This window comes from Bacillus daqingensis, assembly GCF_042654445.1.
Lineage (GTDB): Bacteria > Bacillota > Bacilli > Bacillales > Salisediminibacteriaceae > Alkalicoccus > Alkalicoccus luteus.
In genome coordinates this window covers 16,338-37,536 of the sequence record NZ_JBHSGK010000020.1, presented here as the reverse complement: position 1 = coordinate 37,536, position 21,199 = coordinate 16,338, and the positions used below count along the sequence as shown (strand labels likewise).

General features: G+C 51.7%; 20 protein-coding genes and 1 pseudogene. 16 read left to right on the top strand and 5 right to left on the bottom strand.

Features of this window, described 5'->3' with window-relative positions:
- Positions 1 to 41: 41 nt before the first annotated feature.
- Genes nadA through ACFO4L_RS15005 form a run of 3 tightly spaced genes read right to left on the bottom strand, consistent with a single transcriptional unit; the run spans position 42 to position 3,395 of the window.
- Positions 42 to 1,157 carry a quinolinate synthase NadA gene (nadA, locus tag ACFO4L_RS15015; RefSeq protein ID WP_377910479.1) on the bottom strand — a complete coding sequence of 372 codons (1,116 nt, stop codon included), beginning with the start codon at positions 1,155 to 1,157 and terminating at the stop codon, positions 42 to 44.
- Entirely contained in the window at positions 1,154 to 1,990 is an 837-nt protein-coding gene (gene nadC / locus ACFO4L_RS15010; protein ID WP_377910478.1) for a carboxylating nicotinate-nucleotide diphosphorylase, read from the bottom strand. Before nadC ends, nadA begins: the two co-directional genes overlap by 4 nt.
- A complete protein-coding gene (locus tag ACFO4L_RS15005) occupies positions 1,947 to 3,395 on the bottom strand; it encodes an L-aspartate oxidase (protein WP_377910477.1) in 1,449 nt (482 codons plus the stop codon). The genes nadC and ACFO4L_RS15005 overlap by 44 nt, the downstream gene beginning before the upstream one ends.
- 85 nt (positions 3,396 to 3,480) lie before the next feature.
- Here ACFO4L_RS15005 and ACFO4L_RS15000 point away from each other — a divergent pair, with 85 nt between their 5' ends.
- The 6 genes from ACFO4L_RS15000 (at position 3,481) to ACFO4L_RS14975 (ending at position 8,651) form a co-directional block, all read left to right on the top strand.
- Complete coding sequence (locus ACFO4L_RS15000) at positions 3,481 to 4,620, top strand: cysteine desulfurase family protein (protein WP_377910476.1); 1,140 nt, start codon at positions 3,481 to 3,483, stop codon at positions 4,618 to 4,620.
- Positions 4,592 to 5,128 (top strand): transcription repressor NadR, encoded by a 537-nt coding sequence (locus ACFO4L_RS14995; protein ID WP_377910475.1) that lies wholly within the window; start codon positions 4,592 to 4,594, stop codon positions 5,126 to 5,128. The genes ACFO4L_RS15000 and ACFO4L_RS14995 overlap by 29 nt, the downstream gene beginning before the upstream one ends.
- Before the next feature lie 113 nt (positions 5,129 to 5,241).
- Positions 5,242 to 6,375: an alcohol dehydrogenase catalytic domain-containing protein gene (locus ACFO4L_RS14990; protein ID WP_377910474.1), complete on the top strand. Its 1,134-nt coding sequence runs from the start codon at positions 5,242 to 5,244 to the stop codon at positions 6,373 to 6,375.
- A gap of 336 nt (positions 6,376 to 6,711) precedes the next feature.
- Complete coding sequence (locus ACFO4L_RS14985; RefSeq protein ID WP_377910472.1) at positions 6,712 to 7,020, top strand: hypothetical protein; 309 nt, start codon at positions 6,712 to 6,714, stop codon at positions 7,018 to 7,020.
- A 29-nt stretch (positions 7,021 to 7,049) separates the two neighbouring features.
- Positions 7,050 to 7,985, top strand: coding sequence for an IS3 family transposase (locus ACFO4L_RS14980; RefSeq protein ID WP_377910568.1), 936 nt, complete (start codon positions 7,050 to 7,052; stop codon positions 7,983 to 7,985).
- Between the two features lie 264 nt (positions 7,986 to 8,249).
- Complete coding sequence (locus ACFO4L_RS14975; protein WP_377910471.1) at positions 8,250 to 8,651, top strand: (deoxy)nucleoside triphosphate pyrophosphohydrolase; 402 nt, start codon at positions 8,250 to 8,252, stop codon at positions 8,649 to 8,651.
- Here the strand turns inward: ACFO4L_RS14975 and ACFO4L_RS14970 are convergent.
- A complete protein-coding gene (locus ACFO4L_RS14970) occupies positions 8,648 to 11,452 on the bottom strand; it encodes a DEAD/DEAH box helicase (protein ID WP_377910470.1) in 2,805 nt (934 codons plus the stop codon). The genes ACFO4L_RS14975 and ACFO4L_RS14970 overlap by 4 nt on opposite strands.
- A 155-nt stretch (positions 11,453 to 11,607) precedes the next feature.
- Here ACFO4L_RS14970 and ACFO4L_RS14965 point away from each other — a divergent pair, with 155 nt between their 5' ends.
- The 7 genes and pseudogenes from ACFO4L_RS14965 (at position 11,608) to ACFO4L_RS14935 (ending at position 16,846) form a co-directional block, all read left to right on the top strand.
- Positions 11,608 to 12,558, top strand: coding sequence for a GNAT family N-acetyltransferase (locus tag ACFO4L_RS14965; protein ID WP_377910469.1), 951 nt, complete (start codon positions 11,608 to 11,610; stop codon positions 12,556 to 12,558).
- A complete protein-coding gene (locus tag ACFO4L_RS14960) occupies positions 12,551 to 12,718 on the top strand; it encodes a hypothetical protein (RefSeq protein WP_377910468.1) in 168 nt (55 codons plus the stop codon). Before ACFO4L_RS14965 ends, ACFO4L_RS14960 begins: the two co-directional genes overlap by 8 nt.
- 21 nt (positions 12,719 to 12,739) lie before the next feature.
- Positions 12,740 to 13,096, top strand: a pseudogene (locus ACFO4L_RS14955) (GNAT family N-acetyltransferase); the annotation flags it as partial.
- Positions 13,097 to 13,228: 132 nt separating this feature from the next.
- Entirely contained in the window at positions 13,229 to 14,011 is a 783-nt protein-coding gene (locus ACFO4L_RS14950; protein ID WP_377910467.1) for an ABC transporter ATP-binding protein, read from the top strand.
- A 21-nt stretch (positions 14,012 to 14,032) separates the two neighbouring features.
- Positions 14,033 to 15,001 (top strand): ABC transporter substrate-binding protein, encoded by a 969-nt coding sequence (locus tag ACFO4L_RS14945; RefSeq protein ID WP_377910466.1) that lies wholly within the window; start codon positions 14,033 to 14,035, stop codon positions 14,999 to 15,001.
- Positions 15,001 to 15,765, top strand: a complete 765-nt coding sequence (locus ACFO4L_RS14940) for an ABC transporter permease (RefSeq protein ID WP_377910465.1) — start codon at positions 15,001 to 15,003, stop codon at positions 15,763 to 15,765. Before ACFO4L_RS14945 ends, ACFO4L_RS14940 begins: the two co-directional genes overlap by 1 nt.
- Positions 15,766 to 15,931: 166 nt before the next feature.
- Positions 15,932 to 16,846, top strand: coding sequence for a phosphate/phosphite/phosphonate ABC transporter substrate-binding protein (locus ACFO4L_RS14935; protein ID WP_377910463.1), 915 nt, complete (start codon positions 15,932 to 15,934; stop codon positions 16,844 to 16,846).
- A gap of 210 nt (positions 16,847 to 17,056) precedes the next feature.
- Here ACFO4L_RS14935 and ACFO4L_RS14930 read toward each other — a convergent pair whose 3' ends face one another.
- The gene (locus ACFO4L_RS14930; protein ID WP_377910461.1) at positions 17,057 to 17,503 is read right to left on the bottom strand and encodes a winged helix-turn-helix transcriptional regulator; all 447 of its coding nucleotides are present in this window, start codon (positions 17,501 to 17,503) and stop codon (positions 17,057 to 17,059) included.
- A 151-nt stretch (positions 17,504 to 17,654) separates the two neighbouring features.
- Here ACFO4L_RS14930 and ACFO4L_RS14925 point away from each other — a divergent pair, with 151 nt between their 5' ends.
- The 3 genes from ACFO4L_RS14925 to ACFO4L_RS14915 all read left to right on the top strand — a co-directional run bounded on the left by ACFO4L_RS14925 (position 17,655) and on the right by ACFO4L_RS14915 (position 21,181).
- A complete protein-coding gene (locus ACFO4L_RS14925; RefSeq protein ID WP_168004500.1) occupies positions 17,655 to 18,179 on the top strand; it encodes a DUF4242 domain-containing protein in 525 nt (174 codons plus the stop codon).
- 23 nt (positions 18,180 to 18,202) lie between these two features.
- Positions 18,203 to 19,249: an acyl-CoA dehydrogenase family protein gene (locus ACFO4L_RS14920; RefSeq protein WP_377910460.1), complete on the top strand. Its 1,047-nt coding sequence runs from the start codon at positions 18,203 to 18,205 to the stop codon at positions 19,247 to 19,249.
- A gap of 780 nt (positions 19,250 to 20,029) precedes the next feature.
- Positions 20,030 to 21,181 carry a YbfB/YjiJ family MFS transporter gene (locus ACFO4L_RS14915; protein WP_377910459.1) on the top strand — a complete coding sequence of 384 codons (1,152 nt, stop codon included), beginning with the start codon at positions 20,030 to 20,032 and terminating at the stop codon, positions 21,179 to 21,181.
- The last annotated feature ends 18 nt before the right edge of the window (positions 21,182 to 21,199 follow it).

Below are 21,199 nucleotides of genomic sequence, written 5' to 3'. Positions count from 1 at the left end.
GGGACAGCTTCTTTCGTTATTTCCCGGGAAATAGGAGCATCCTACGATGTTAGGCTCATCATTCGTTCGATAGCGAGCCCGGCATCTGCTGCTATGTTATCCGGTACGCGTATTTCATGAACGATTTTTCCAGATGCAACTTCATCAAGCACCCACGCCAAATGAGGCAGATCAATCCGGTTCATCGTGAGGCATGGACACATATCCGGATTAAGCGACACAATGGACTGCTCCGGATGTTCGGCAGCAAGCCTCTGAACGAGGTTCATTTCCGTTCCGACGGCCCACTTTGAACCCGGGGCAGCCTGCTGAATCTGGTTGATAATATAGGAGGTGGATCCTGCTAAATCGGCTGCCTGCGTCACTTCCCATGTGCATTCGGGATGCACCAGAATCTGTCTGTCCGGTTCTTCGCTGCGAAACTGCTGAATGTGCTCCATTCTAAAATTCTCATGTACCGAACAGTGTCCTTTCCAGAGCAGCAGCTCCGCGTCATCCAGTGCCGCCCCCGGCTGATCCGGTACCAGTTCGGCACGAATCGGATCCCAGACTGCCATTTTTTCGCGGCTCATGCCTCCTTTATACGCAGTGTTTCGTCCAAGGTGCTGATCGGGCAGGAACAGCACCCGTTTTTTCTGCGAATAGGCCCACGCCATGACCTGCTTGGCATTTGAAGACGTAACGGTTGTACCGCCGTGCCGGCCAACGAACGCTTTTACAGCCGCAGAAGAGTTTACATACGTGACAGGAAGAATCGTGTCGCCATAGCGGTCCGTCAGCTGCTTCCACGCCTCTTCACACTGCCGGTCATCGGCCATGTCAGCCATGGAACAGCCGGCTCGTAAATCGGGCAGAATCACGCGCTGTCTGTCCGGGGTGAGAATATCAGCTGTCTCTGCCATAAAATGCACACCGAGAAAGATAATCACATCCGCTTCGGGACGGGCTGCCGATTGTCTGGCGAGTTGAAGCGAGTCACCGGTGACATCAGCAAAGCGGATGACTTCGTCGCGCTGGTAGTGGTGTCCTGGTAAAAACAGCGAGCTTCCAAGAGCTTCGCGCTTTTCGCGTACGAGTTGCTGGAGCTCGTTATCAGACAGCTGCTTGTATGCAGCGGGAATTGCCGGTGTCAACTGGTCGAACAGCATAGACTTCATCGAACTGCCTCCTTTATTGTCAGTCGCATGCTCATATCAAGAGCAGGTGCTGAATGCGTCAGTGCTCCAAGAGATATATAATCAATGCCTGGAACGGCTGCTTCGCGGATCGTGTCGAGCGTGATCGCTCCTGAACGTTCGATTCGAATGGTTTCAGGCACGAGGCTGGCCCAGCGAATCGCTTCCTCGTTCGTGCAATTATCGAACATGATCACGTCAGGTCCGCACTGCACAGCTTCTAAAAGCTCAGCTTCTGTTTCAATTTCGATTTCTAACGCGGTGAGCGGTCCTGCGGTGCGACGGATCGCTTCCGCGGCGTTCGTGATCGACCCTGCCGCTGCAATGTGATTTTCTTTTATCATACAGACGTCATCAAGCCGGGCCCGGTGGCTGACACCGCCGCCGGCACGAACTGCGTCCTTTTCCAGCATACGAAGTCCGGGTGTTGTTTTCCGGGTATCGGTCACCCTTATGCCGGTTCCTGCAAGACGGGCCGCCGCCTGCTGTGTGAGCGTCGCCGTACCGCTCAGCCGCTGCAGCAGGTTCAACAGCACTCGTTCTCCAGACAATAGGGCTGAGGCAGGTCCGTGAAGCAGTACCGCTGTATCTCCAGCCTCTACGTTGACGCCGTCTTCCAGACATAACGACACGGACAGTCCCAGAATAGAAGCTCCGGTATGTATAATGTCATGTCCGTAAAAGCATCCATCTGCCTTCATCATAATCGCGGCTTCAGCTTCTGTTCTGCCTAGTGCAGCTGCTGAGCGGTCTCCAAAGCCGATGTCCTCATTAAAAAACTGGATCAGCTGTTCGCGTAAAAGCAATCGGTTCATGTGTAGTCTCCTTCCAATGGGCGCCAAGCGGCGTATTGTTTTTTCTGGCTGCTTCGGCCATTAAAGTCGCTGTCTGGATCCTATTAGCTGTCTCGAGCGCCGTTGTCTTTTCAAGCGCAGGAGAAAAGGACCGTAAATAATCGAGCAGTCCGTCAAGCGCTGCATTGTTGCGGACCACGCCGAGCCCTTCATGGATGTGACGCTGCAGCTCCTTCACATCCGGCTCTTCAGCAGGAAGTGGAGGGGCGAGCTTTGTCACCCCTTTAAGGCCTGGAATCGGCTCTTCGCGTAAAGCAGCTCCGCAGCGCGTTCCGGTAACGATGGCTTCAAGCAGTGAATTACTTGCAAGACGATTCGCTCCGTGAACCCCGGTACAGGCTGCCTCGCCGACAGCAAAAAGCCCAGGGAGCTCAGTTCTGCCGTCCAAGTCGGCCGGAACCCCGCCCATATGAAAGTGAGCGCCGCAGGCGACCGGGAGACGAAGGCCGGATTTACGGCGGCTCATTTCCTGATAGAGAAACGGGAATCGTTCAGCCAGCTTTTCGACGGCGCTGACATCAAGCCAAACGCTCCGGCCCTGCTGGCGCTCCTGGTCGACTGCTCGGGAAGTAACGTCTCTCGGAGCCAGGTCACCGCCGTCCTCTTCCCGCATCAATCTCGAGCCATCCTCCCTGCGCAGCACAGCACCTGCGCCGCGGACGGCTTCTGAAATGAGCTGTATGGTGCGCCCGTTTTCGACCCAAAGCGTCGGATGAAACTGCATATATTCCATATCAGTAAGGATCACGCCGGCTCTGGAGGCCATTGCGGCTGCGTCTCCGGTCGTCCCGGGAGCATTTGACGTATAGGGAAACAGCGATCCGCTTCCGCCGGCGGCAAGGATGACAGCGTCGCTTCGAAGCTGAAACCGCTCGCCGCGATGGCGGTAGATGACACCGGTACAGCGTCCGTGCTCGATGAGCAGATCCTCGGCCGGTGCCTGTTCGAGTACACGGACGTGCTTCAGAATGCCGTTTGCTTGCTCCATGAGTCTGGATCCGGTCTGATCTCCTCCAGCATGAAGAATGCGCGGGAGGGAATGGGCCCCCTCCATTGCCAGAGCCGGCGATCCTTCATGATTTTGATCGAACAGATCAAGCTGTTCGGTCAGAAGCTGCTTCCCATTTTGTATCAGCTCCCGCACCCGTGTACCGTTATTTTTCCACGACCCGCACTCCATTGTGTCGAGCCAGTGCTTTTCAACCGAATCATCAGGATGAAACGGCGCGGCAATGCCTCCTTGGGCAAGATAAGAATTGCCGGAGTACCGGCTGTTTTTTAGAAGCACCGTGCAGCTCGCCTCTGGCGGCAGATGAGCGAGCACGCTGCAGGCAGCTAATCCGCCTCCTATTACAATCACGTTCATAAACGTCACCTGTCTTTATAAGTGTCTTGACACTTATCTTTACATAAAACTACACTAAGGACAAGTACTGGAAAGGAGAAGAGCGATGATATATTTGGATCACGCAGCAGGAAGCCCGATGCACCCAACAGTGATAGACACATGGTGCCGGGCACAGAACGAATTTGCCGCCAATCCGTCGAGCCTGCATGAGCCGGGAACAAGGACCGCGCGGCTGTTGGAGCTTGCCAGAAAGGAAACAGCAGCGAGGCTGGACGCAGAAACTGAGCAGCTGTATTTCACAGCAGGGGGCAGCGAAGCGAATCAGTTAGCACTCGGAAGCCTGCTGCAGGGGAAAGACCCGAAGCATGTGGTCACGACAACGATTGAACATCCCTCTGCTGCTTCATTTTTCGGGCGGCTGGAACGAAACGGAACAGAGGTGACGAGACTCGTGCCGGATCGCAGCGGGGTGCTGACTTCAGAGCAGCTTACTCGCGTGCTGCGACCGGACACGGCGTTGATTTCGATCCAGCTTGTAAACAGCGAGACTGGAATCATGCAGCCGGTTTCGGCATTGAAACAGGCAGCCGGTGATACGCCATTTCATACGGACGCGGTGCAAGCTTTTGGAAAGCTGCCTCTTTCTCTGAACAAGCTGGGAGTGGAGGCGGCAAGCGTATCTGCCCACAAGCTCGGCGGACCGAAGCACATGGGAGCAGTCTATTTGAAAGATCGGATGTGCTGGAAAGAGGTGTGGCCGAATACAACGCAGGAACACGGCTTCCGACCGGGTACGGTTGACGTACCGGGTACGGCTGCGTTTGCAGCTGCTGTACAGGCGTTACCCGACCTTCGCGTTGCCTCCCGGGAAGCGCTGGAAAAGCGGAGGCTGTTCATCCGGGCGCTGCGGCCTGCAGGAGCAGAGGTGGATGAAGCGCCTCAGCAGTCCCCCTATATCATTGGTATTCGTGTGCCGGGTGTTTCAGGTCAGTACCTGCTGGCTCTTCTCGATCGGAAGGGAATTTACGTGTCGACGGGAACAGCGTGCACACAGGGAGAAACCGATGCCTCGATGATGATGCAGGCGCTGCACCCGGACAGCCATGCTGAACGATCGCGGTTTCTGCGCATCTCGTTTACGCATACGACAACGCCGGAGGAGCTTATTCAGGCAGCGGAAGCAATTTGTGATATCGTGGAAGCAGTCAGGAGGAATGAACATGTCAGCAAAAGTACTCGGTGAAGAACGGCGCCAAGCAATTGTTCAGGAGCTGAAGCAGTCCGGGAAGGCGCGTACCGGCAAGGCGCTCGGAGATCAGTTTGGCGTCAGCCGGCAGGTGATTGTACAGGATATCACGCTCTTAAAGGCGCAGAACCTGCCGATCACGGCGACGAGCCAGGGCTATATTTGGCGTGAGGAAGGAAGCGGCCGCATTGAAAAAACTGTCGCTTGTATTCATCCGCCTGAACGGACGGAAGAAGAACTGCTGCTGTTGGTAGACCACGGAGTGACGGTAAAGGACGTCCGCGTGGAGCATCCTGTTTACGGCGATCTGCGCGCGAGTATCATGGTCAAAAACCGTCGCCAGGTGCAGCAGTTTCTTGAAAAAGTTCGCAGGACCGAAGCAAGCTATTTGTCTGAGCTGACCGACGGCATTCACCTGCATACGCTGGAGGCAGACAGTGAAGAAGAGCTTAACGAAGCGGTTCAGGCACTCGGTCAAGCAGGACTTCTTCTGCACGAAGCCTGAACATACCCCTGCTAGGACAAACTGTTCAATATGCCCATTTTTTGTTTTACTTTCCTTTCGTTCGTGAATGGTACATACAATAAGCCTATTACGATGGATGAAAGGATGGTTCGATGAAAGCTGTAACGTATCAAGGCAAGGATCACATGGAAGTAAAAGAAGTAGAGGCCCCGTCGATTCAAAAAGATACCGATATGATCGTGAAAATCACCGCCAGCGGTATTTGCGGCTCTGACCTGCATTTATACAAAGGCGGAATTCCCGCACCGCAGGATTATATCGTCGGGCACGAGCCGATGGGCATCGTGGAGGAAGTCGGTCCGGGAGTTGAATCCTTGAAAAAAGGCGACCGCGTCGTTATTCCATTTAACATTGGATGCGGACAGTGCCACTTCTGTCAAAATCAAATGGAAAGCCAGTGCGACGAGTCGAATCCGCACGCGGAAATGGGCGGATTGTTCGGCTTTTCCGAAGACTTCGGCAGTTTCCCAGGCGGACAGGCGGAGTACCTGCGCGTTCCGTATGCAGATTTCACGTCGTTTAAAGTGCCGGAAAACAGCGAACTGGATGACGAAAGCGTGCTGTTTTTATCCGATGTTGTCCCGACCGCTTACTGGAGCGTGGAAAACAGCGGTGTTTCCTACGGTGATACCGTCATCGTACTCGGCTGCGGACCGGTCGGGCTGATGACGCAGAAGTTTGCCTGGCTCAAAGGTGCTGAACGCGTGATCGCGGTGGACCACTATGAATACCGGCTGGAGCATGCCCGCCGCACCAATAACGTGGAAACGTACAATTTTGAGAAGAATCCGGAGATCGGCAAGCTGCTTCACGAAAAAACAAAGGGCGGCGCACAGGTTGTCATTGACTGTGTCGGTATGGACGGCACTGTGCCGCCGGGAGTGGAGCACGGATCTGATGGAGACAATCAGTTTGGTACGATCAGCCCGATCATTACAGCCTCCCAGGCCGTTCAGAAATTTGGCGTCGTGCAGCTAACCGGCGTCTATGGTACCGAAGCCAACAATTTCCCGATCGGCGATTTCTTCACCCGCAATGTCGCGCTCACGATGGGACAGGCTCCTGTCATTCACATGATGCCGGCACTGTACAAAATGATCGAGAACAAGCTGTTTGATCCGAAAGATATTATCACCCATCCAGTTCCGCTCGATCAGGCAGCAGAGGCATACCGCATGTTCGATCAAAAGGAAGAAAACAGCATCAAATTCGTGCTGAAACCATAAGCAGAAGAGGCTTCCGGCTGATGCCGGGAGCCTTTTTTGGGGGCGGAAGGCGGCACTCTTTCTGATGGGAGCAAGGCTGCTGCAGGGAAAGTGTTTAACCTCTCGTGTAAAAGCGTTAACTTGGCTCATGAAAGCTTCAACTTCAGCTGCAAAAGCATTAACCTCGGCCGGAAAGTGTTTACGAGCTTCGACTTAGGACTGCTATAACGAAAAAACGTTCATTCAGAGCGGCAAAACGTTCAACATTTGCCAGCAAACCCTCCGGCCCCCTAAATACCTTGGACACGTTTTCTCCTCTTTCTATATACTACTACTATCACGAGGAGGTGACCTGGGATGGGTGACAAAACGAGTGCGCTTGATGAAATGCGCCGTAAATACGTGCGCATGGCAATCGAATTAGATAATAAACAGAAAGTTTGTCGGATCGCCGGTGTTAGCCGCGGGGCGCTGAATGTGTGGATTCGTCGCTATGGCGATGAAGTGCAGGAGGAATTAGCCAGGGAAACGATTCCGGTTCATGAGGGAAACCTTTCCCGGATCGAGTTGGAGAAACGATATGAGAAAGTGCTCAAACTGTTGGGTGAGAAGGAGCTGGAGGTGGCCGTGCTCCGGGATATGATCGAAAAAAAAGAGTTTCTTTAGCCGACCGGCTTCCCGTCGCCCACCGATGGATCCATGCCGGATTCCGGGCTCGTTTGATCCTGCGCCTGGTGGGGATTGCCGTTTCGACGTACTACGCTGCCTATCCCAGACGTACCATGAACGCAACCCTGCGTCTGCTTGAACGGCCACGAGGCCGACCGATTCCCGGTTATTCGCTGACAATCCACGGAGACCCCATTCCCGATGACGCGATTAAAGAACGATTGATGGAACTGGCCTGTGACGAGTGGGCCAGCACCTGTGGCTACAAAAAATGGGGGGTCTTCCTTCGCCGCGACTTTGATCTTATTATTAACAAAAAGAAGGTCTACCGCCTCTGCCAGGAGCTCGGTATTCTCAAGGAACAGCGGCACAAAAAGCCGCCTTACCCTCGTCACCTGGCACGCGTTCGGGTCATCACCGCACCGAACCAACTCTGGCAGATGGATATTAAATACGGCATCATTGCGGAATCGGGGCGATTCTTCTTTATCTGCAATGTGATTGATGTCTTTGACCGGACCATTGTCGGGTATTATCGCGGCCCGGAGTGCCGCTGGATTCAGATTCGCCAGATGCTGGTCAAAGCGTTTTTGATCCGCGGCATCCACCATTCGCCGGAAACCTATGAAAAAAAGTTGATCATTCGGACCGACAACGGTCCTCAGTTTGTCAGTCGTGGCTGCGGAGCGTTTATGCACCAACACCACATTTACCATGAACGCATTCCACCAAAATCTCCGAACCTGAACGCATACGTGGAGGCGTTTCACAGCCAGCTCCAGCAGGAATGTTTCGATCAACGCGTCTTCACATTCTTCGATGAAGCCTATGCCGAAGTGGACGACTACTATGCGTACTACAACGCTAAACGGCCTCATGGCAGCCTTCACTACATGACCCCAGCCGCTTACCATGAAGCAGCGATGAAGGGGGAGCTTGCGCCCATCGAAATGAAGGTTTGACGAAGCGATCGGTGAAAAAGGGAGAATGACAAAGCACGAGGTCGAAAGCGTCCAGAATTAGGGGGCCAGAACGCAAACGTTTAACTTTTTTCGGAGTCATGTCCTAATAGGTCAGCCAATACATACAAAAGAAAAGCCTTACGTAATGGTATCAAACGTTGCCATAACGTTAATTGTCTGATACTGCATGTAGCCGGTTGCGTTTTTTCATCAAACGCGTTTAGATAAATAGAAGACGATATTGGAATGAGGAGTTGTACATACATGAAAAAACGCGTGAAAGTAGTAGCAGCTGTAATTGAAAATAGTGAAAGTGAGCTTCTCTGTGCGCTGCGGAGTCACGACATGTCACTGCCTAACGTTTGGGAATTTCCCGGTGGGAAAGTGGAAAACGGTGAAGATCTTGGCACAGCGCTGGAGCGGGAAATAAAAGAGGAGCTCCACTGCAGCATCCGAGCTGGTGAACTCCTCCATACACACGTTCATGAATATGAAAAAGCGATCGTCGAGCTTAACTGCTTGAGCGCAGTGATTGAGAAAGGGGAGCCTCACGCATCTGAACATGCTAAGCTGCTCTGGCTGCCTAAAGAAAACCTGACCTCCCTGCATTGGGCTCCGGCAGATATTCCAGCAGTTGATTTTCTTACAACAAAAGTCAGTCGCTAAACCTTTTCGGTCAGCTCTTTATACAAAATCGACGGGAGAGGCTGCTTCAGGTGCATGCGAAACTGGATGGGTCTGCTGCCGCTCGCTTCAACCACTGTCAATTCTCCGACATAAATAAACGGCTCCGTTCGATTTCCTTCGATTGATTTATACTTACGGACAAACAAATGCAGCCTGTAGCCTCTTGCTTCGTGTTCCATTATATTGCGCCCTCGCAGCGAATCTGGCGTCATATTATTTGGGCTGTCCCAAAGAAACGTTGAGCGGTCAAGGAACTCATCGTGATAGTTCAGCCGCTCTGCAACGTCCGCGTCTTTATGCAAGTCGACATACAAAAAATAATCCTTCTCATTGGCCAGCAGACCGGATCCTCTGAAGGAAGAGTGGGTCTTAGAAAAATTGGATAACAAAGCGGCGTCTTTCATTTGGTATTGTGCTCCTACCTTTAAAAAGGGCAGTCCATGATCGGCAGAACCGAAATCACGCTCGTAGCGGTGCAGACCATATTCGATCACATCATGAAGGCGTTCATAGTTGTCCCGACTTTCTAGCAAGTGTGTAAAATGTTCGGTTCTTACTAAGCAATCATGCTGCCACTCTGCTAACGCAGGTGAACGCTGCTGCTCTCTTTTATCCATATACTGCTGTGCAACTGTGTTCATGGCATGGGCGACAGATGAAGGTGGTACCGTATCCAGCCAGTGCAGAATGGCGGCTTCTGCATCCTCCCTTGTTAACTTGTCTTTTGTCATTAACGCATCCAGAAGTGCAAATTCATGCGGTCTCTTTAATGGAAGGTGGCTGGAAAGGGACTTGTAGACAAGCTCCGAGGACTTTTCTTCAAATGGAATCTGAAACAAATCGTTCTTTTCTACTTTTGCTAAAAAATGAAGATAGCTGCCGCTTTTTTCGATAAATGGTATCGGATCCGGAGCGCCGTCGTACGTAAAATAATCCATTAATGCGCTAGGCGCTTTGCCATTGCGAATCTGTTTAAACTGCAGGTATGCCTCTTTTAAGTATTTCATGCTGAAAAAGGATTCCTGATCAATTTGCGCAATGATCCGCTCCTTGGCAATCCGGTCCATTTGAATATGAACGGGGGCCGGAACAGTCGCAAAATCGGTTGCAACAGCAACTTTTAAGCTTTCTTTATCGTAGTAGCGGCTGCCGTTTAATGCGATAGCGACTAAAAAAGCGCGGTTGTGATTGCCGATGAAATCGAGTACGGTCAAAAATTCCTTGCCCGGGTGCTTGCGAAGGCCGCGGCCAAGCTGCTGAATAAATACAATTGGAGATTCTGTCGGACGCAGCATGAGAACCAGGTTCACACTTGGGATATCGACACCTTCATTAAAAATATCGACGGTGAAAATAAATTCAAGAGGATCGTGCTCATCTTCGAGTTTTTCAATCATCTTTTTCCGCTCGAGCGCAGGATCATCACCGGTCAGGGCAACACTAGGCACCCCGGCCTGGCTGAATGCATCAGCCATATAGACAGCATGGTCAATGTTGACACAAAAACCGAGCCCTCTACGTACAGCACCATCATGCTTATAAAAATACATATTCGTTAAAATATGTTCCACGCGAAAGTGCACTTGCAGTCTTCTGGAAAGCTCGGCTTGATCGTTCGGTGCAACGTCGTCTAAACGAATGCCATCTACATCAGTGATGCCGAAATAGTGAAATGGTGCAATGATTTCATCCTTCAGTGCGTCATGAAGCCGAACTTCTGCTGCGACGTTATGATCAAATACTTCAAATACAGAAGCTTCGTCACTGCGCTCCGGAGTTGCCGTCATCCCAAGTGCAAAAGCTGGATGAAAATGTTTCATCACTTGCTGATATTGAGGTGCAGTTGTGTGGTGAGCTTCATCATAAACGATGTAATCAAAATGGGCAGGATCAAACTGGCTGTAGTGATTTGCCATCGTGCGTATGTTAGCAAACAGATAGTCAGCCCCGATATCTTTTCTGGAGCCGGTCATCATGCCAAACGAGTGTTGCTGGTGAAGCAGGTGGGAAAAGGTTTCTTTTGCTTTTACTAAAATGTCTTCGCGATGAACGAGAAACAGGAGGCGTTTCGGCTGCAATTTTTGTACATCAAAAGCAGCCATGTACGTTTTCCCTGTACCAGTAGCAGCAATAACCAATGCTTTGTTTTCACCAAGAGAACGGAGGCGCTCAAGGCTTTTCATTGCCCGGCTCTGCATGCTGTTCGGTGCGATGTACGCTGGAAGTGTATGCAGGGACTGCTGACGCTCTTTCACTTGTCGTGTACTTCGATAGATGCTTCTATAGTGATCAAGAAAGTCTTCGGTCGGAATCTGACTTCGATTCCACAGCGTTTGATATTCTGTTAATACTTGCTGTACGAACGATTCGTCCTTTTTAGAGATGATTTCGACATTCCATTCGACATTTGTTTTTAATGCAGCTCTCGTTAAATTAGAAGAACCGATTATTATTTTGTAATGCTCTTTGTACTCAAATATGTACGTTTTTGTGTGAAAGCCACCGTTTTCCTCAGAATTAAACATCTTTGTATCGATGAACGGAAAGGCCGACAGTCGTGCTACAGCCTCTGGATCAGTGAAGTTCAAGTAGGTGGAGGAGAGAATGCGACCCGATTTGCCGCGCTCCCCTGCTTCTTTTAACGTATCAAGCAGTAGCTGTGCACCGCTGTATGTTAAGAATGCGACTCCGAAATAAAACCGTTCGCATGTCTCAAGCGAGCTGGTAAGCTCCTTTAATAAATGTTCAGTACCGCCATTAATTAATAAACGTTCTGTCATCGGGCTCAGCCCCCAGTCTTTAAAATCCTGTGCTCTTCCATTGTAGAGAATAATAAAGCAGGATAAAACAACAAACATGCAAAAAAAAGGAAAATAGAGCAAAGAGTCGAACGTGAAGGTATAGACGGAATTCGGTGAGAAAGGAAACGATGCAGATGTTGTCATTGAAGCAGGTGAATCAGAAGTGTGTTCAGGATTTTTTGCGGGAGCGCTGGGGCGGCGAAGAAATGGTGCTCTCCGCCGGCACGTTCCGCTACGACGAGCTGGATGGATTTGTGTATGAAGAAAATGATCAGCTGACGGGGATCGTGACATATGCCAAAGTCGATCATGAGCTGATGATCATTTCCTTAAACAGCGAGGTGCCGGGCAAAGGAATTGGAGAACGGCTGCTAAAGCGGGTCGAGCAGGAAGCTATAATGGATGGATTTGCTGCCATAACCGTTTTAACGACAAATGATAACATACGGGCACTTGCGTTCTATCAGAAAAACGGGTTTCGCCTCACGGAGGTTATCATCGGTGCTGCAGATCAGGCGCGCAAACAAAAGCCGTCTATTCCATTTACAGGTGATGGCGGGATCGCAGTGCGGGACGAGTGGAAGCTTTTGAAACGCGTAGCAGGAGTCCAGCTGCAGCCGTTCGACGAAACGTTCCGCGATGCACTCAGCCGGTTCGAGCTCCCGGAAGAGCAGCACGTTTTTACCTCTCTTCCGCTGAGAAAAATAGCAATGGTACCCGATGCACATCACGTCGTCGTAGTGAAAGACGGGGAAGCGGCGGGGTATTTCTGCCTGGAGCAGGGGGAGAAAAAAGACCGTTATACGGCCAATCCTTCAGCTGTGCTGCTCACTTCTTACTCTGTCACTACAGCGTTCCAGGGAAAAGGTGTGGCTGCTATTTCTCTTTTAAAGCTCAAAGACTATGTCCAGCTGCATTTTCCTCAGGTGAATGAAGTGGTGCTTGGTGTGAACGAACGTAACAAAGCGGCACAGTCGCTGTACCTGCGCTATGGTTTCACTGATCAAGGGGAGCGATACGAGGGACCGAAAGGGCGGCAGCTGGTGCTGTCGATGCCGATAGCGAGGGAGGAAACCTATGTTTAAGCGCGATCTGGGGGATGGACTGAAGCTGACGCTGCTCGAAAAACGTCATGCAACGACTTTGTTTGCGGCCATTGATCAAAACCGGGAAAGCATCGGCGCCTGGCTGGCGTTTCCAATGCATACAAAGCAGGTGAGCGATACCGAGGCCTTCATCGAATGATCGCTTCTCCGCTGGGCGGAGGAGGATGGCTGGTGGGCGCTCATCTGGGACGGGGGCCAGCTTGTCGGATCAATCGGGCTGCTCTATGTCGACCAGGATACGGGAAAAACAGAGCTTGCTTACTGGCTCGTGAAAGAAGCTGAAGGAAAAGGCATCGTGACCCGCGCGGCGAGAGAATTCATACATACCGCATTTGCAGAATTAGAATTAAACAAAATCGAGATCGGTGCAGCTGCGGGAAACGAACGAAGCGCTGCCGTAGCAAGGCGGCTCGGTTTTCAAGAGGAAGGAACGATCCGCAGCTACGAAAAGCTGCACGGCCGCTTTCTGGACCGCACGATTTTCGGACTGCTTCGAAGCGAGTGGCAGACCTCGTAATGCAACATAAGGCTGCTCTCATACAGCCCGTCTCTTTTTAGAGAACGGGTTGTTTTTTCTGACCAGGTATATTATGATAACCTAAAGCAAAGTAAACAGGTATGTATTATAAATAATGGAGGGGATTACGCCGTGGCAGACACCCTGGTGCACGTTCAAGAGCTGCAAAAATCCTTTATTAAAAACGAAAAAGCCGAACTCGTGCTGAAGGATATTTCGATGGAAATTCAAAAAGGGGAAACAGTTGCGGTGCTTGGAAAAAGCGGCTGCGGAAAAAGCACGCTCCTTAACTTGATCGGCGGCTTTCATGAACCGACAGAAGGAACCGTGCTGTTTGATGGGGCGAAAGTGCAGGGACCATCGCGCAGAGCGATTATGCTGTTCCAGCACTATGCGCTGCTGCCGTGGAAAAACGTGCTTGCCAACGTGGAGCTCGCGCTTGAGCCGGAAGGATTAAACGCTGACGATCAGCGGGCTCGTGCAGAGAAATACTTAAAACTTGTTGGATTGGAAGACAGCCTTGGCCAGTTTCCGTCAGAACTTTCCGGAGGCATGCAGCAGCGTGTGGCCATCGCCCGCGCGCTTGCGATTCAGCCGGAAATGATTCTGATGGACGAGCCATTTGCGGCACTCGATACGTTCACCCGCTATTATTTGCAGGATGAGCTGCTGCGGATTCAGCAGGAAGAGAAGACGAATATCGTGCTCGTCACGCATGACATTGATGAGGCCGTTTATTTAGCGGACCGGGTTTTCATCATGGACGCAAATCCCGGCAGAATCCGCCGCACGGTGCCGATTGAGCTGCCGAAGCCGCGGGACCGGAGTGACCGGGATTTTCAGTATTACCGCAGGCTCATTTTGGATGAATTCAATTTCAGCCGCCAGGAAGAGCAGCTTGAATACAACATTTAACGTCAGGCAGGAGGATATGGCATGAAACGTCGCAAGCAATTTTTCATGAGCTGGGGGCTCGTTTCCTCGCTTATTATTACAGGATGCGCCCAGCCCGGCGGAGGTCAGACGGCAGAAGGCGAGCAGGTGATCCGTATCGGTCATCTGCCGATCACGCATGCAGCTCCTGCTTATTTTCTTGATCACTATCAGGACGAGCTGCTGGATGGGGTCGAGGTCGAGCTGATCCGCTTCAGCAGCTGGATTGAGCTGATGGATGCGCTGAATGCCGGCCGTATCGACGGTGCATCCGTGCTGTTCGAGCTGGCGATTAAAGCCCGCGAACGCGGAATCGGCATCGAGGCTGTGGCGCTCGGGCACCGCGAGGGCAACCCGATCATCGTAGACCCCGAGGTGGAACGTGTCGAAGATCTCGAGGGCACGACCGTTGCTATCCCGCACACGCTTTCTGCGCACAATTTGCTGCTGGATGAAATGCTGCAGCGGGCCGGTATGGAGTATGGCGATGTAAACGTCGTGGAAATGCCGCCGCCGGAAATGCCGGCAGCTTTATCAGAAGGAAGGGTATCAAGCTATATTGTGGCGGAGCCCTTCGGAGCGCTCGGGGTGCAGAACGAAGTTGGCGAAGTGCTGTACCAGTCGAATGACTTTTGCCCGGATAACTGCCTCTGCTGCGCCCTTGTCCTTCGCGAGGACTTTATGGATGAATTTCCGGACGCAGCCGATGAATTTATGCAAGGGTATTTTGCAGCGAGTGAACGTGCCGGTGAAAATTCCGAAGAGTCGAGAGCCGTGCATGCGTCGTATCTGCCGGTAGAGGAGAGCGCGCTGGAGCTGTCGCTGGAGTGGATTTCCTACAGCAACCTCGACATTGAAGAAGAGGAATTTGATTACCTGCGCCGCAAGCTGGTGGAAATGCAGCTTGTTGATCAGCCGCCGCGCTATGAAGAGCTTGTCAATCGGACGTATCTGGAAGGCAGGGAGAGCTGATGTCGTTTTTCAAATCACTAGGGTATGCAGCCATCGCATTCATCGTCGTTATCGCCATCTGGCAGACCGTTGTTCTTGTCGGAGATTATCCGGAGGCGCTTCTGCCGTCTCCGCTCGCCGTATTTTCGGGCATCGTTTCCATTACCGTCGACGGGACGCTGTTTGAACACGTCCGCATCAGCCTCTTTCGCTTCTTTACCGGCTATATCAGTGCCGTTGTCGTCGCGGTTATTTTAGGGCTGCTGCTGTCGCAGTCCACACACGTATGGCGCATTGTCGATCCGATCGTGCAGGTGCTGCGTCCGGTCGCGCCGGTCGCCTGGTCTCCGTTTATCGTGCTCTGGTTCGGTATCGGCAATATGCCCGCAATCGTCATCATTTTCATCGCCGCCTTTTTCCCGGTGCTGCTGTCGACTGTATCTGCGGTGAAAAAAATTGATCCGACTTACGTGAAGCTCGCGCGCAACATGGAGCTGAGCCGCACGTCGCTGCTGTGGAAAATCATCTTTCCGGCATCGTTTCCGTACATTGCAAACGGCCTGCACATCGCGGTAGGGACGGCTTGGATTTTCCTTGTCGCAGGGGAAATGATCGGCGCCCAGTCCGGTCTTGGATATTTGATCGTCGATTCCAGAAACGCCCTCGACCTGGATCTCGTACTGGCCGGCATTTTCTTCATCGGGATTCTCGGCTTGATTCTCGACAAGTCACTCGGATTGTTCGAGCGCTGGATCGGCCGTCAGTGGGGAGCGAAAACATCATAAGAATACGAAGAACCGGCCTAAGCGCCGGTTTTTTCGCGTTCAGGCAAGCTCCGGCCGTTCATGATTCCTTCATAAACTTGATTCAATCTTTATCCGTGCTTTACATGAGCTTGATAATCGTCCTGTAAGGTGGAGGCTGAATCAATTCATGATGGGGGAATGAAGTGTGAAGCGTTATGTGTACATGTTCAGTATCCTGACAGGAGCAATGCTGCTGTCAGGCTGCGGAGACGATGATAACGAAGCCGCAGAAACAGAAGGAAACCCTGATGAAATTGTCATGGGGTTTGTGCCAACGACCGATTCGGATGAGATCGCCTCTACCGTGGAGCCGCTTGCCGAACGACTTTCAGAAATACTAGATCGTCCGGTTGAGGGGACGGTCATGACCAGCTTCTCGGCGCTCGTGGAAGCGATGGGCAACGGCCAGGCCCATATCGGCTTTCTGCCGGCCTTCGGCTACGTGCAGGGAAATGAAGAATATGGCATTGAAGTTATGCTGAAGTCCGAGCGTGACGGGGCGGATTCCTATCGAGCCCAGTACGTCGTGAGAGCAGATTCCGGACTGGAAACATTGGAGGATCTGGAAGGAACGCAGTGGACCTTTCCGGACGTTGCTTCTCCTGCCGGCTATCTGTTCCCGGCAGCTCATATTGGTGAAGAGATCGATGGTGTGCAGGACGCTGAAACGGAATTTTTCAGCGGCGTGCTTGAAGCCGGTTCGCATGACAATGCCTTGATTGCTGTCATGGAAGGCGAAATGGATGTGGCAACTACGTACGAGGACGCAAGAGAGGTTATGTTGGACGACTATCCGGACGCTATGGAAGACTTAACAGTGATCGATTATACGGACGACATCCCGAATGACACGATCAGCATCATGCCGGAGCTTGATGAGGGGCTCGCAGATGACATTAAAGAAGCATTTCTGCAGTTCAATGAAGAGGAAGAGATGATTCAGATCATGAACGACGTGTACCGCTGGGACGCTATTGTCGAAGCGGAAGACAGCGACTACGACATCGTGCGCGAAACGTACGAAGCTTTCCGTGATGAAATCGACGTCGATGACTTGTAATCTGTTAGTTGAAGCGCTATGAAGGAGGCTTTCGGCTGAAGCGGCGAGAGGCAGTTGCCTTGGAAAGTAACGTAAGTCGGGCGGAAAGCGATTTAAAGCCGCGTGAAACGAACGTAACTCTGTTCAAGAGCAACTTTCACCATGAAAAAGGGAGGGCCCGGTTCGGGACCTCCCTTTTTGCTTTCAATCATCAGGCAGCTGGATGGTGCGTCAGACGGTTTCGGTTACGGTAAGCTTTTCCGGTGCGACGGCATCTGCATCGACGCGCGTTTCGCAGGAAGGGCAGTAGTAGCCGATCTCGACTTCCGTACGGCATTCAGTATGAACGAGCTTTTTGTAGCACTCATCCAAATGATCCCGTCCCCAGACGAGCATGGCATCAAAGACGGTCGTAAAAGCACGTCCGCTTTCGGTCGGTTCATACGCATAGCGCGGCGGATGCTGGGAATAGATCGTACTCGTAATTAATCCGAGTTCTTCAAGGTGTTTTAAGCGATCGGAAAGGACGTTCGCTGAAATGACAGTTAACTCCTGCTTCATCGCATTAAAGGTAGACCGGCCGACGAGCACTTCGTGCAGGACGAGCATCGTCCATCGGTCTCCAACGAGATTCAGCGTCTGGGCGATGTTGCACTCCAGCGGATAGCGGTTCTTCATCAGGTCAGCCTCCTGTTTTCTAAGTTGCACTTAGTATATCAAAAAACTCGGAATTAAAAAAGTGTGGTTGGGTTGTTTTTTCTAACTTAGTCCTGTATGATAAAACATATAAGATTGATAGGAATAATTAATTCAAGGAGGATTTTATCATATGGCACTGTATCTCATTGAATCATCATTAAACGAGGACGTAAAAACGGAAGAAGCATTTGAAGCAAAGGTGGCACAGCTGCAGGAGAAGCTGCAGGAAGAACTGATTGAAGTGCAGGTTTCCGCTGACTTCGGCCGTGCATTTTTTATTTTTGAAGCAGATGACGATACGCTGCTGGAAATGAACCTGCAGGCGCAGGGACTGCCGGTTGATTTGAAGAAAGAGGTCCGCATCGTCGGTCAGGATCTGGAAGAAGCGAAAAAGCAGACAGATAAAATCAACTATCTCGTCGAATGGAACTTGCCGGAAAACCTGACGATGGACGCATACCTGGAACGTAAAAAGAAAAACTCCGTTCACTACGCGGAAGTACCGGAAGTGCAGTTTTCCCGCACGTACGTCTGTGAAGATATGAGTAAGTGCCTTTGCTTCTATGATGCACCGGATGACGAAGCCGTCGTTCGTGCCCGTGAAGCAGTAAAAGCACCGATCGACAGCATCACGCAGCTTTCCAACAAGAAGTAACATTTTGAAAGGAGAATCCGACCGTGCAGACAGTACACCAGGAAGAAGTGCTCAGCAGTCTCCTCCAGGAGGAATTGAAGCCGCTTGTCCGAGCCGTGGATGAGAAAGCGTACTATCCAGAATCGTTTCTGCTTTCTCTGGGCCGTCACGGCCTGTTGTCTTCAAAAGGGAAAACGATCGCCGAAGCCGCGCAGTCCGAGGCGGAAGTCGTACGGGCGGTATCCTCTGTCTGCATGACGACCGGTTTTAACCTCTGGTGTCACCTGGCAGCTCTCACGTATGTGCGCCATACGGACAATGAGGCGCTGCGCGAGCGGTTTTTGGAGCCGCTTGAAAACGGTGAGCTGCTCGGTGCAACCGGACTTTCCAACCCGATGAAATTTTACGCTGATCTGGAAAAGCTTCATCTTCGCGCGGAGCGTGTAAAAGGCGGATACGTGCTGAACGGGGCACTGCCGGCAGTCTCCAATCTTGGCGAGGGCCACTGGTTCGGTGCGATTGCGCATGCAGAGAATACGAGGGTGATGGCGTTTATCTCCTGCGATGCCAAAGGCCTCAGTCTAAAGGAGAAGGTCTCCTATCTTGGCTTAAACGGAAGTGCGACGTACGCCTGCAAGTTTGAACATGTCTTCATCCCGGATGAACAGATTTTAGCGGAGGATGCGGACACCTTCGTTCCGAAAATGCGCCCGTACTTTGTCACGTACCAAGTTCCGCTTGGCGTTGGCGTGACAGAAGCGGCCGTTGCCTCAATGAAAAAGTGCAGCAGCAAGCAAAACGGTGCTAACGCTGTGCTGCCGGTTCAGCCGGAGCATATTCAGGAGCGGCTTGACCACGTCAAGCAATCGTTTCGCGATCAGCTTGAGCAAGGCGTGACGTGGAAAGGGATTCTGGAAGTGCGCCGCAGTACAGTCTATCTGACGCTCGATGCGGTGCAGGCGGCGATGATGCACGCAGGCGGCTCGGCGTATCTGCAGACGAGTGCAGACGGAAGAAGGCTTCGTGAAGCATATTTCTTCCTCAACCTGACTCCGACAGCACGTCATCTGGAGCGAATGCTGGCCAATTAGATTAAGAATAATAAATGCCCTGGACTGCTGTCCAGGGCATTTATTAAGCATAGGCTTCAACAAATCCGCTCTTTATGTCGCTATTAGTACCTATGCGATAACATGAGGGCCTGCGGTCCGATAAATGTAGCTTTTAACATAACGTTTGGTTACCTGAATGTATCATTGTTCACTAGAATGAAAGAGAATGTTTGACGTTTTATGATAGATTAACGCACTGATATGAAGATAATGGTAATAAAAACAAATAAATGGAATATAGTCACTCTAACGTTTTATTCCATTTCTTAACTGGCAGAGAATTGTAACTCTTTTTCACTCCATCTGGGTCAAAAGACGTTGTTGAAATGAAATCCAGCCTGCTATACGGTTGGTATATAAAGGAATTTGAATTGCATGAGCTGCTGCCAAATCGGCAGCGACGTGGGAGAAGAGAGCCCGTGAACGGTTTAAAACAGAGGCTCCCATTCTCGAGATGAAAGCTTTTTAGACGAATAAACGAGGTGAATCGGAATGGATTTAGCTAGTGTCTTTCTTTTCGTCATCATCGGCGTGATTATTGTCAGTATCGGCATGCTGGCGTACACGACTGTGAAAAACAAATAAGAAGCAAGATGGCACCCTGTGGAGCATTTACAGGGTGTTTTCTGCGTTCATCTGACGAGATTCGTCATGTCTTAACATGCGGACATCTATTTCGTGATGTCGTACTTGGCAGTCAGGAACTGGAATCTGCTATGATGAAGTAGACATGGATTTCCAATCGAAGGGATGGGGCGTATGACGCGGATTTACATAGCAGCGGCCGCCGCTGGCTTTTTGGCACTGGCTGCTCTCATGGGCATCGGACGCTTTGCGTATACGCCGATCCTTCCACTGATGGAGACGGACAGAGTTGGAGAGCTGGAGGCGGGCTGGCTTGCTTCTGCAAATTACATCGGCTACTTCCTCGGAGCGTTTGCCGGAGGGAGCTTGATGGCAGGGCGGCTGCGCTGGATCGCAGTAGTCGTGCTGACCGGGCTAACCGTACTGCTGATGGGGCTTACAGAGTCTTCCGTCATCTGGAGCCTGCTTCGATTTGCCGCCGGCTTTTTAGGAGGAGTCGGATTCGTCTGGACAGCCGGACTGATTCTGCCCATCCTGCAGCGGGCAAAGGCTGCCCCTTATTGGATCGGACTGCTGTATGGTGGGGTAGGCTTCGGTATTTTTCTTTCCGGCTATGCCGTACCGCGCTTCGCGGGAGCTGAAGAAGCATGGGAAGCAGCCTGGATTGGGATGGGGCTGCTCGTATGCATCGCCGCAGCTGTCATACTGCTGCTGTATCCGAAAAAAGCGGAAGCGAAATCGCATACCGCTTCCGTACAGACGGCCCAAAGCGGAGATCGGCGCAGGGAACGGACGCTTTACACTGCCTATTTTCTCGAAGGCTTTGGCTACATTATTTTTGCGACCTTTATCGTATCGATTTTGGCCGGCACCGGCGGGTTGGATACCGATCCGGCCGTTATCTGGATGTTTGTCGGGATCGGTGCTGTGCCGTCGTGTCTTTTCTGGGCGTGGGTCGGGGCGAGAGTGACGAAGCAGTCGGCGCTCATCTGGGCGTATATGGCACAAACAATCGGTGTGCTGATTCCGGCGTTAACCGGAAACCTCAGCCTGCTGCTCGTAAGTGCGGTGCTGTTTGGCGGCACGTTTATGGGGATTACAATGATGACGATCAGCCTCGCTCACGAGGAATTTCCGGGCAAACGCCAAAAGGCGACCGGAAATTTAACAGCCCTTTATGGCATTGGCCAAGTGCTTGGGCCGCTCGCAGCCTCCGCGCTGCTGCTCTATGCGGCTGAAGCCTTGGTATTCGTTACGGCAAGCGGAATCCTGGCAGCTGCCGGCCTGCTGATGATCGCGTTTCGGAGGCAAAATAGGTCAACCTAATAAAAAAAAGGAGGATGA

Coding starts and splice junctions, on each gene's coding strand:
- nadA (WP_377910479.1), bottom strand. CDS start 1,157: ATGAAGTCTATGCTGTTCGACCAGTTGACACCGGCAATTCCCGCTGCA.
- nadC (WP_377910478.1), bottom strand. CDS start 1,990: ATGAACCGATTGCTTTTACGCGAACAGCTGATCCAGTTTTTTAATGAG.
- ACFO4L_RS15005 (WP_377910477.1), bottom strand. CDS start 3,395: ATGAACGTGATTGTAATAGGAGGCGGATTAGCTGCCTGCAGCGTGCTC.
- ACFO4L_RS15000 (WP_377910476.1), top strand. CDS start 3,481: ATGATATATTTGGATCACGCAGCAGGAAGCCCGATGCACCCAACAGTG.
- ACFO4L_RS14995 (WP_377910475.1), top strand. CDS start 4,592: ATGAACATGTCAGCAAAAGTACTCGGTGAAGAACGGCGCCAAGCAATT.
- ACFO4L_RS14990 (WP_377910474.1), top strand. CDS start 5,242: ATGAAAGCTGTAACGTATCAAGGCAAGGATCACATGGAAGTAAAAGAA.
- ACFO4L_RS14985 (WP_377910472.1), top strand. CDS start 6,712: ATGGGTGACAAAACGAGTGCGCTTGATGAAATGCGCCGTAAATACGTG.
- ACFO4L_RS14975 (WP_377910471.1), top strand. CDS start 8,250: ATGAAAAAACGCGTGAAAGTAGTAGCAGCTGTAATTGAAAATAGTGAA.
- ACFO4L_RS14970 (WP_377910470.1), bottom strand. CDS start 11,452: ATGACAGAACGTTTATTAATTAATGGCGGTACTGAACATTTATTAAAG.
- ACFO4L_RS14965 (WP_377910469.1), top strand. CDS start 11,608: ATGTTGTCATTGAAGCAGGTGAATCAGAAGTGTGTTCAGGATTTTTTG.
- ACFO4L_RS14960 (WP_377910468.1), top strand. CDS start 12,551: ATGTTTAAGCGCGATCTGGGGGATGGACTGAAGCTGACGCTGCTCGAA.
- ACFO4L_RS14945 (WP_377910466.1), top strand. CDS start 14,033: ATGAAACGTCGCAAGCAATTTTTCATGAGCTGGGGGCTCGTTTCCTCG.
- ACFO4L_RS14940 (WP_377910465.1), top strand. CDS start 15,001: ATGTCGTTTTTCAAATCACTAGGGTATGCAGCCATCGCATTCATCGTC.
- ACFO4L_RS14930 (WP_377910461.1), bottom strand. CDS start 17,503: ATGAAGAACCGCTATCCGCTGGAGTGCAACATCGCCCAGACGCTGAAT.
- ACFO4L_RS14925 (WP_168004500.1), top strand. CDS start 17,655: ATGGCACTGTATCTCATTGAATCATCATTAAACGAGGACGTAAAAACG.
- ACFO4L_RS14915 (WP_377910459.1), top strand. CDS start 20,030: ATGACGCGGATTTACATAGCAGCGGCCGCCGCTGGCTTTTTGGCACTG.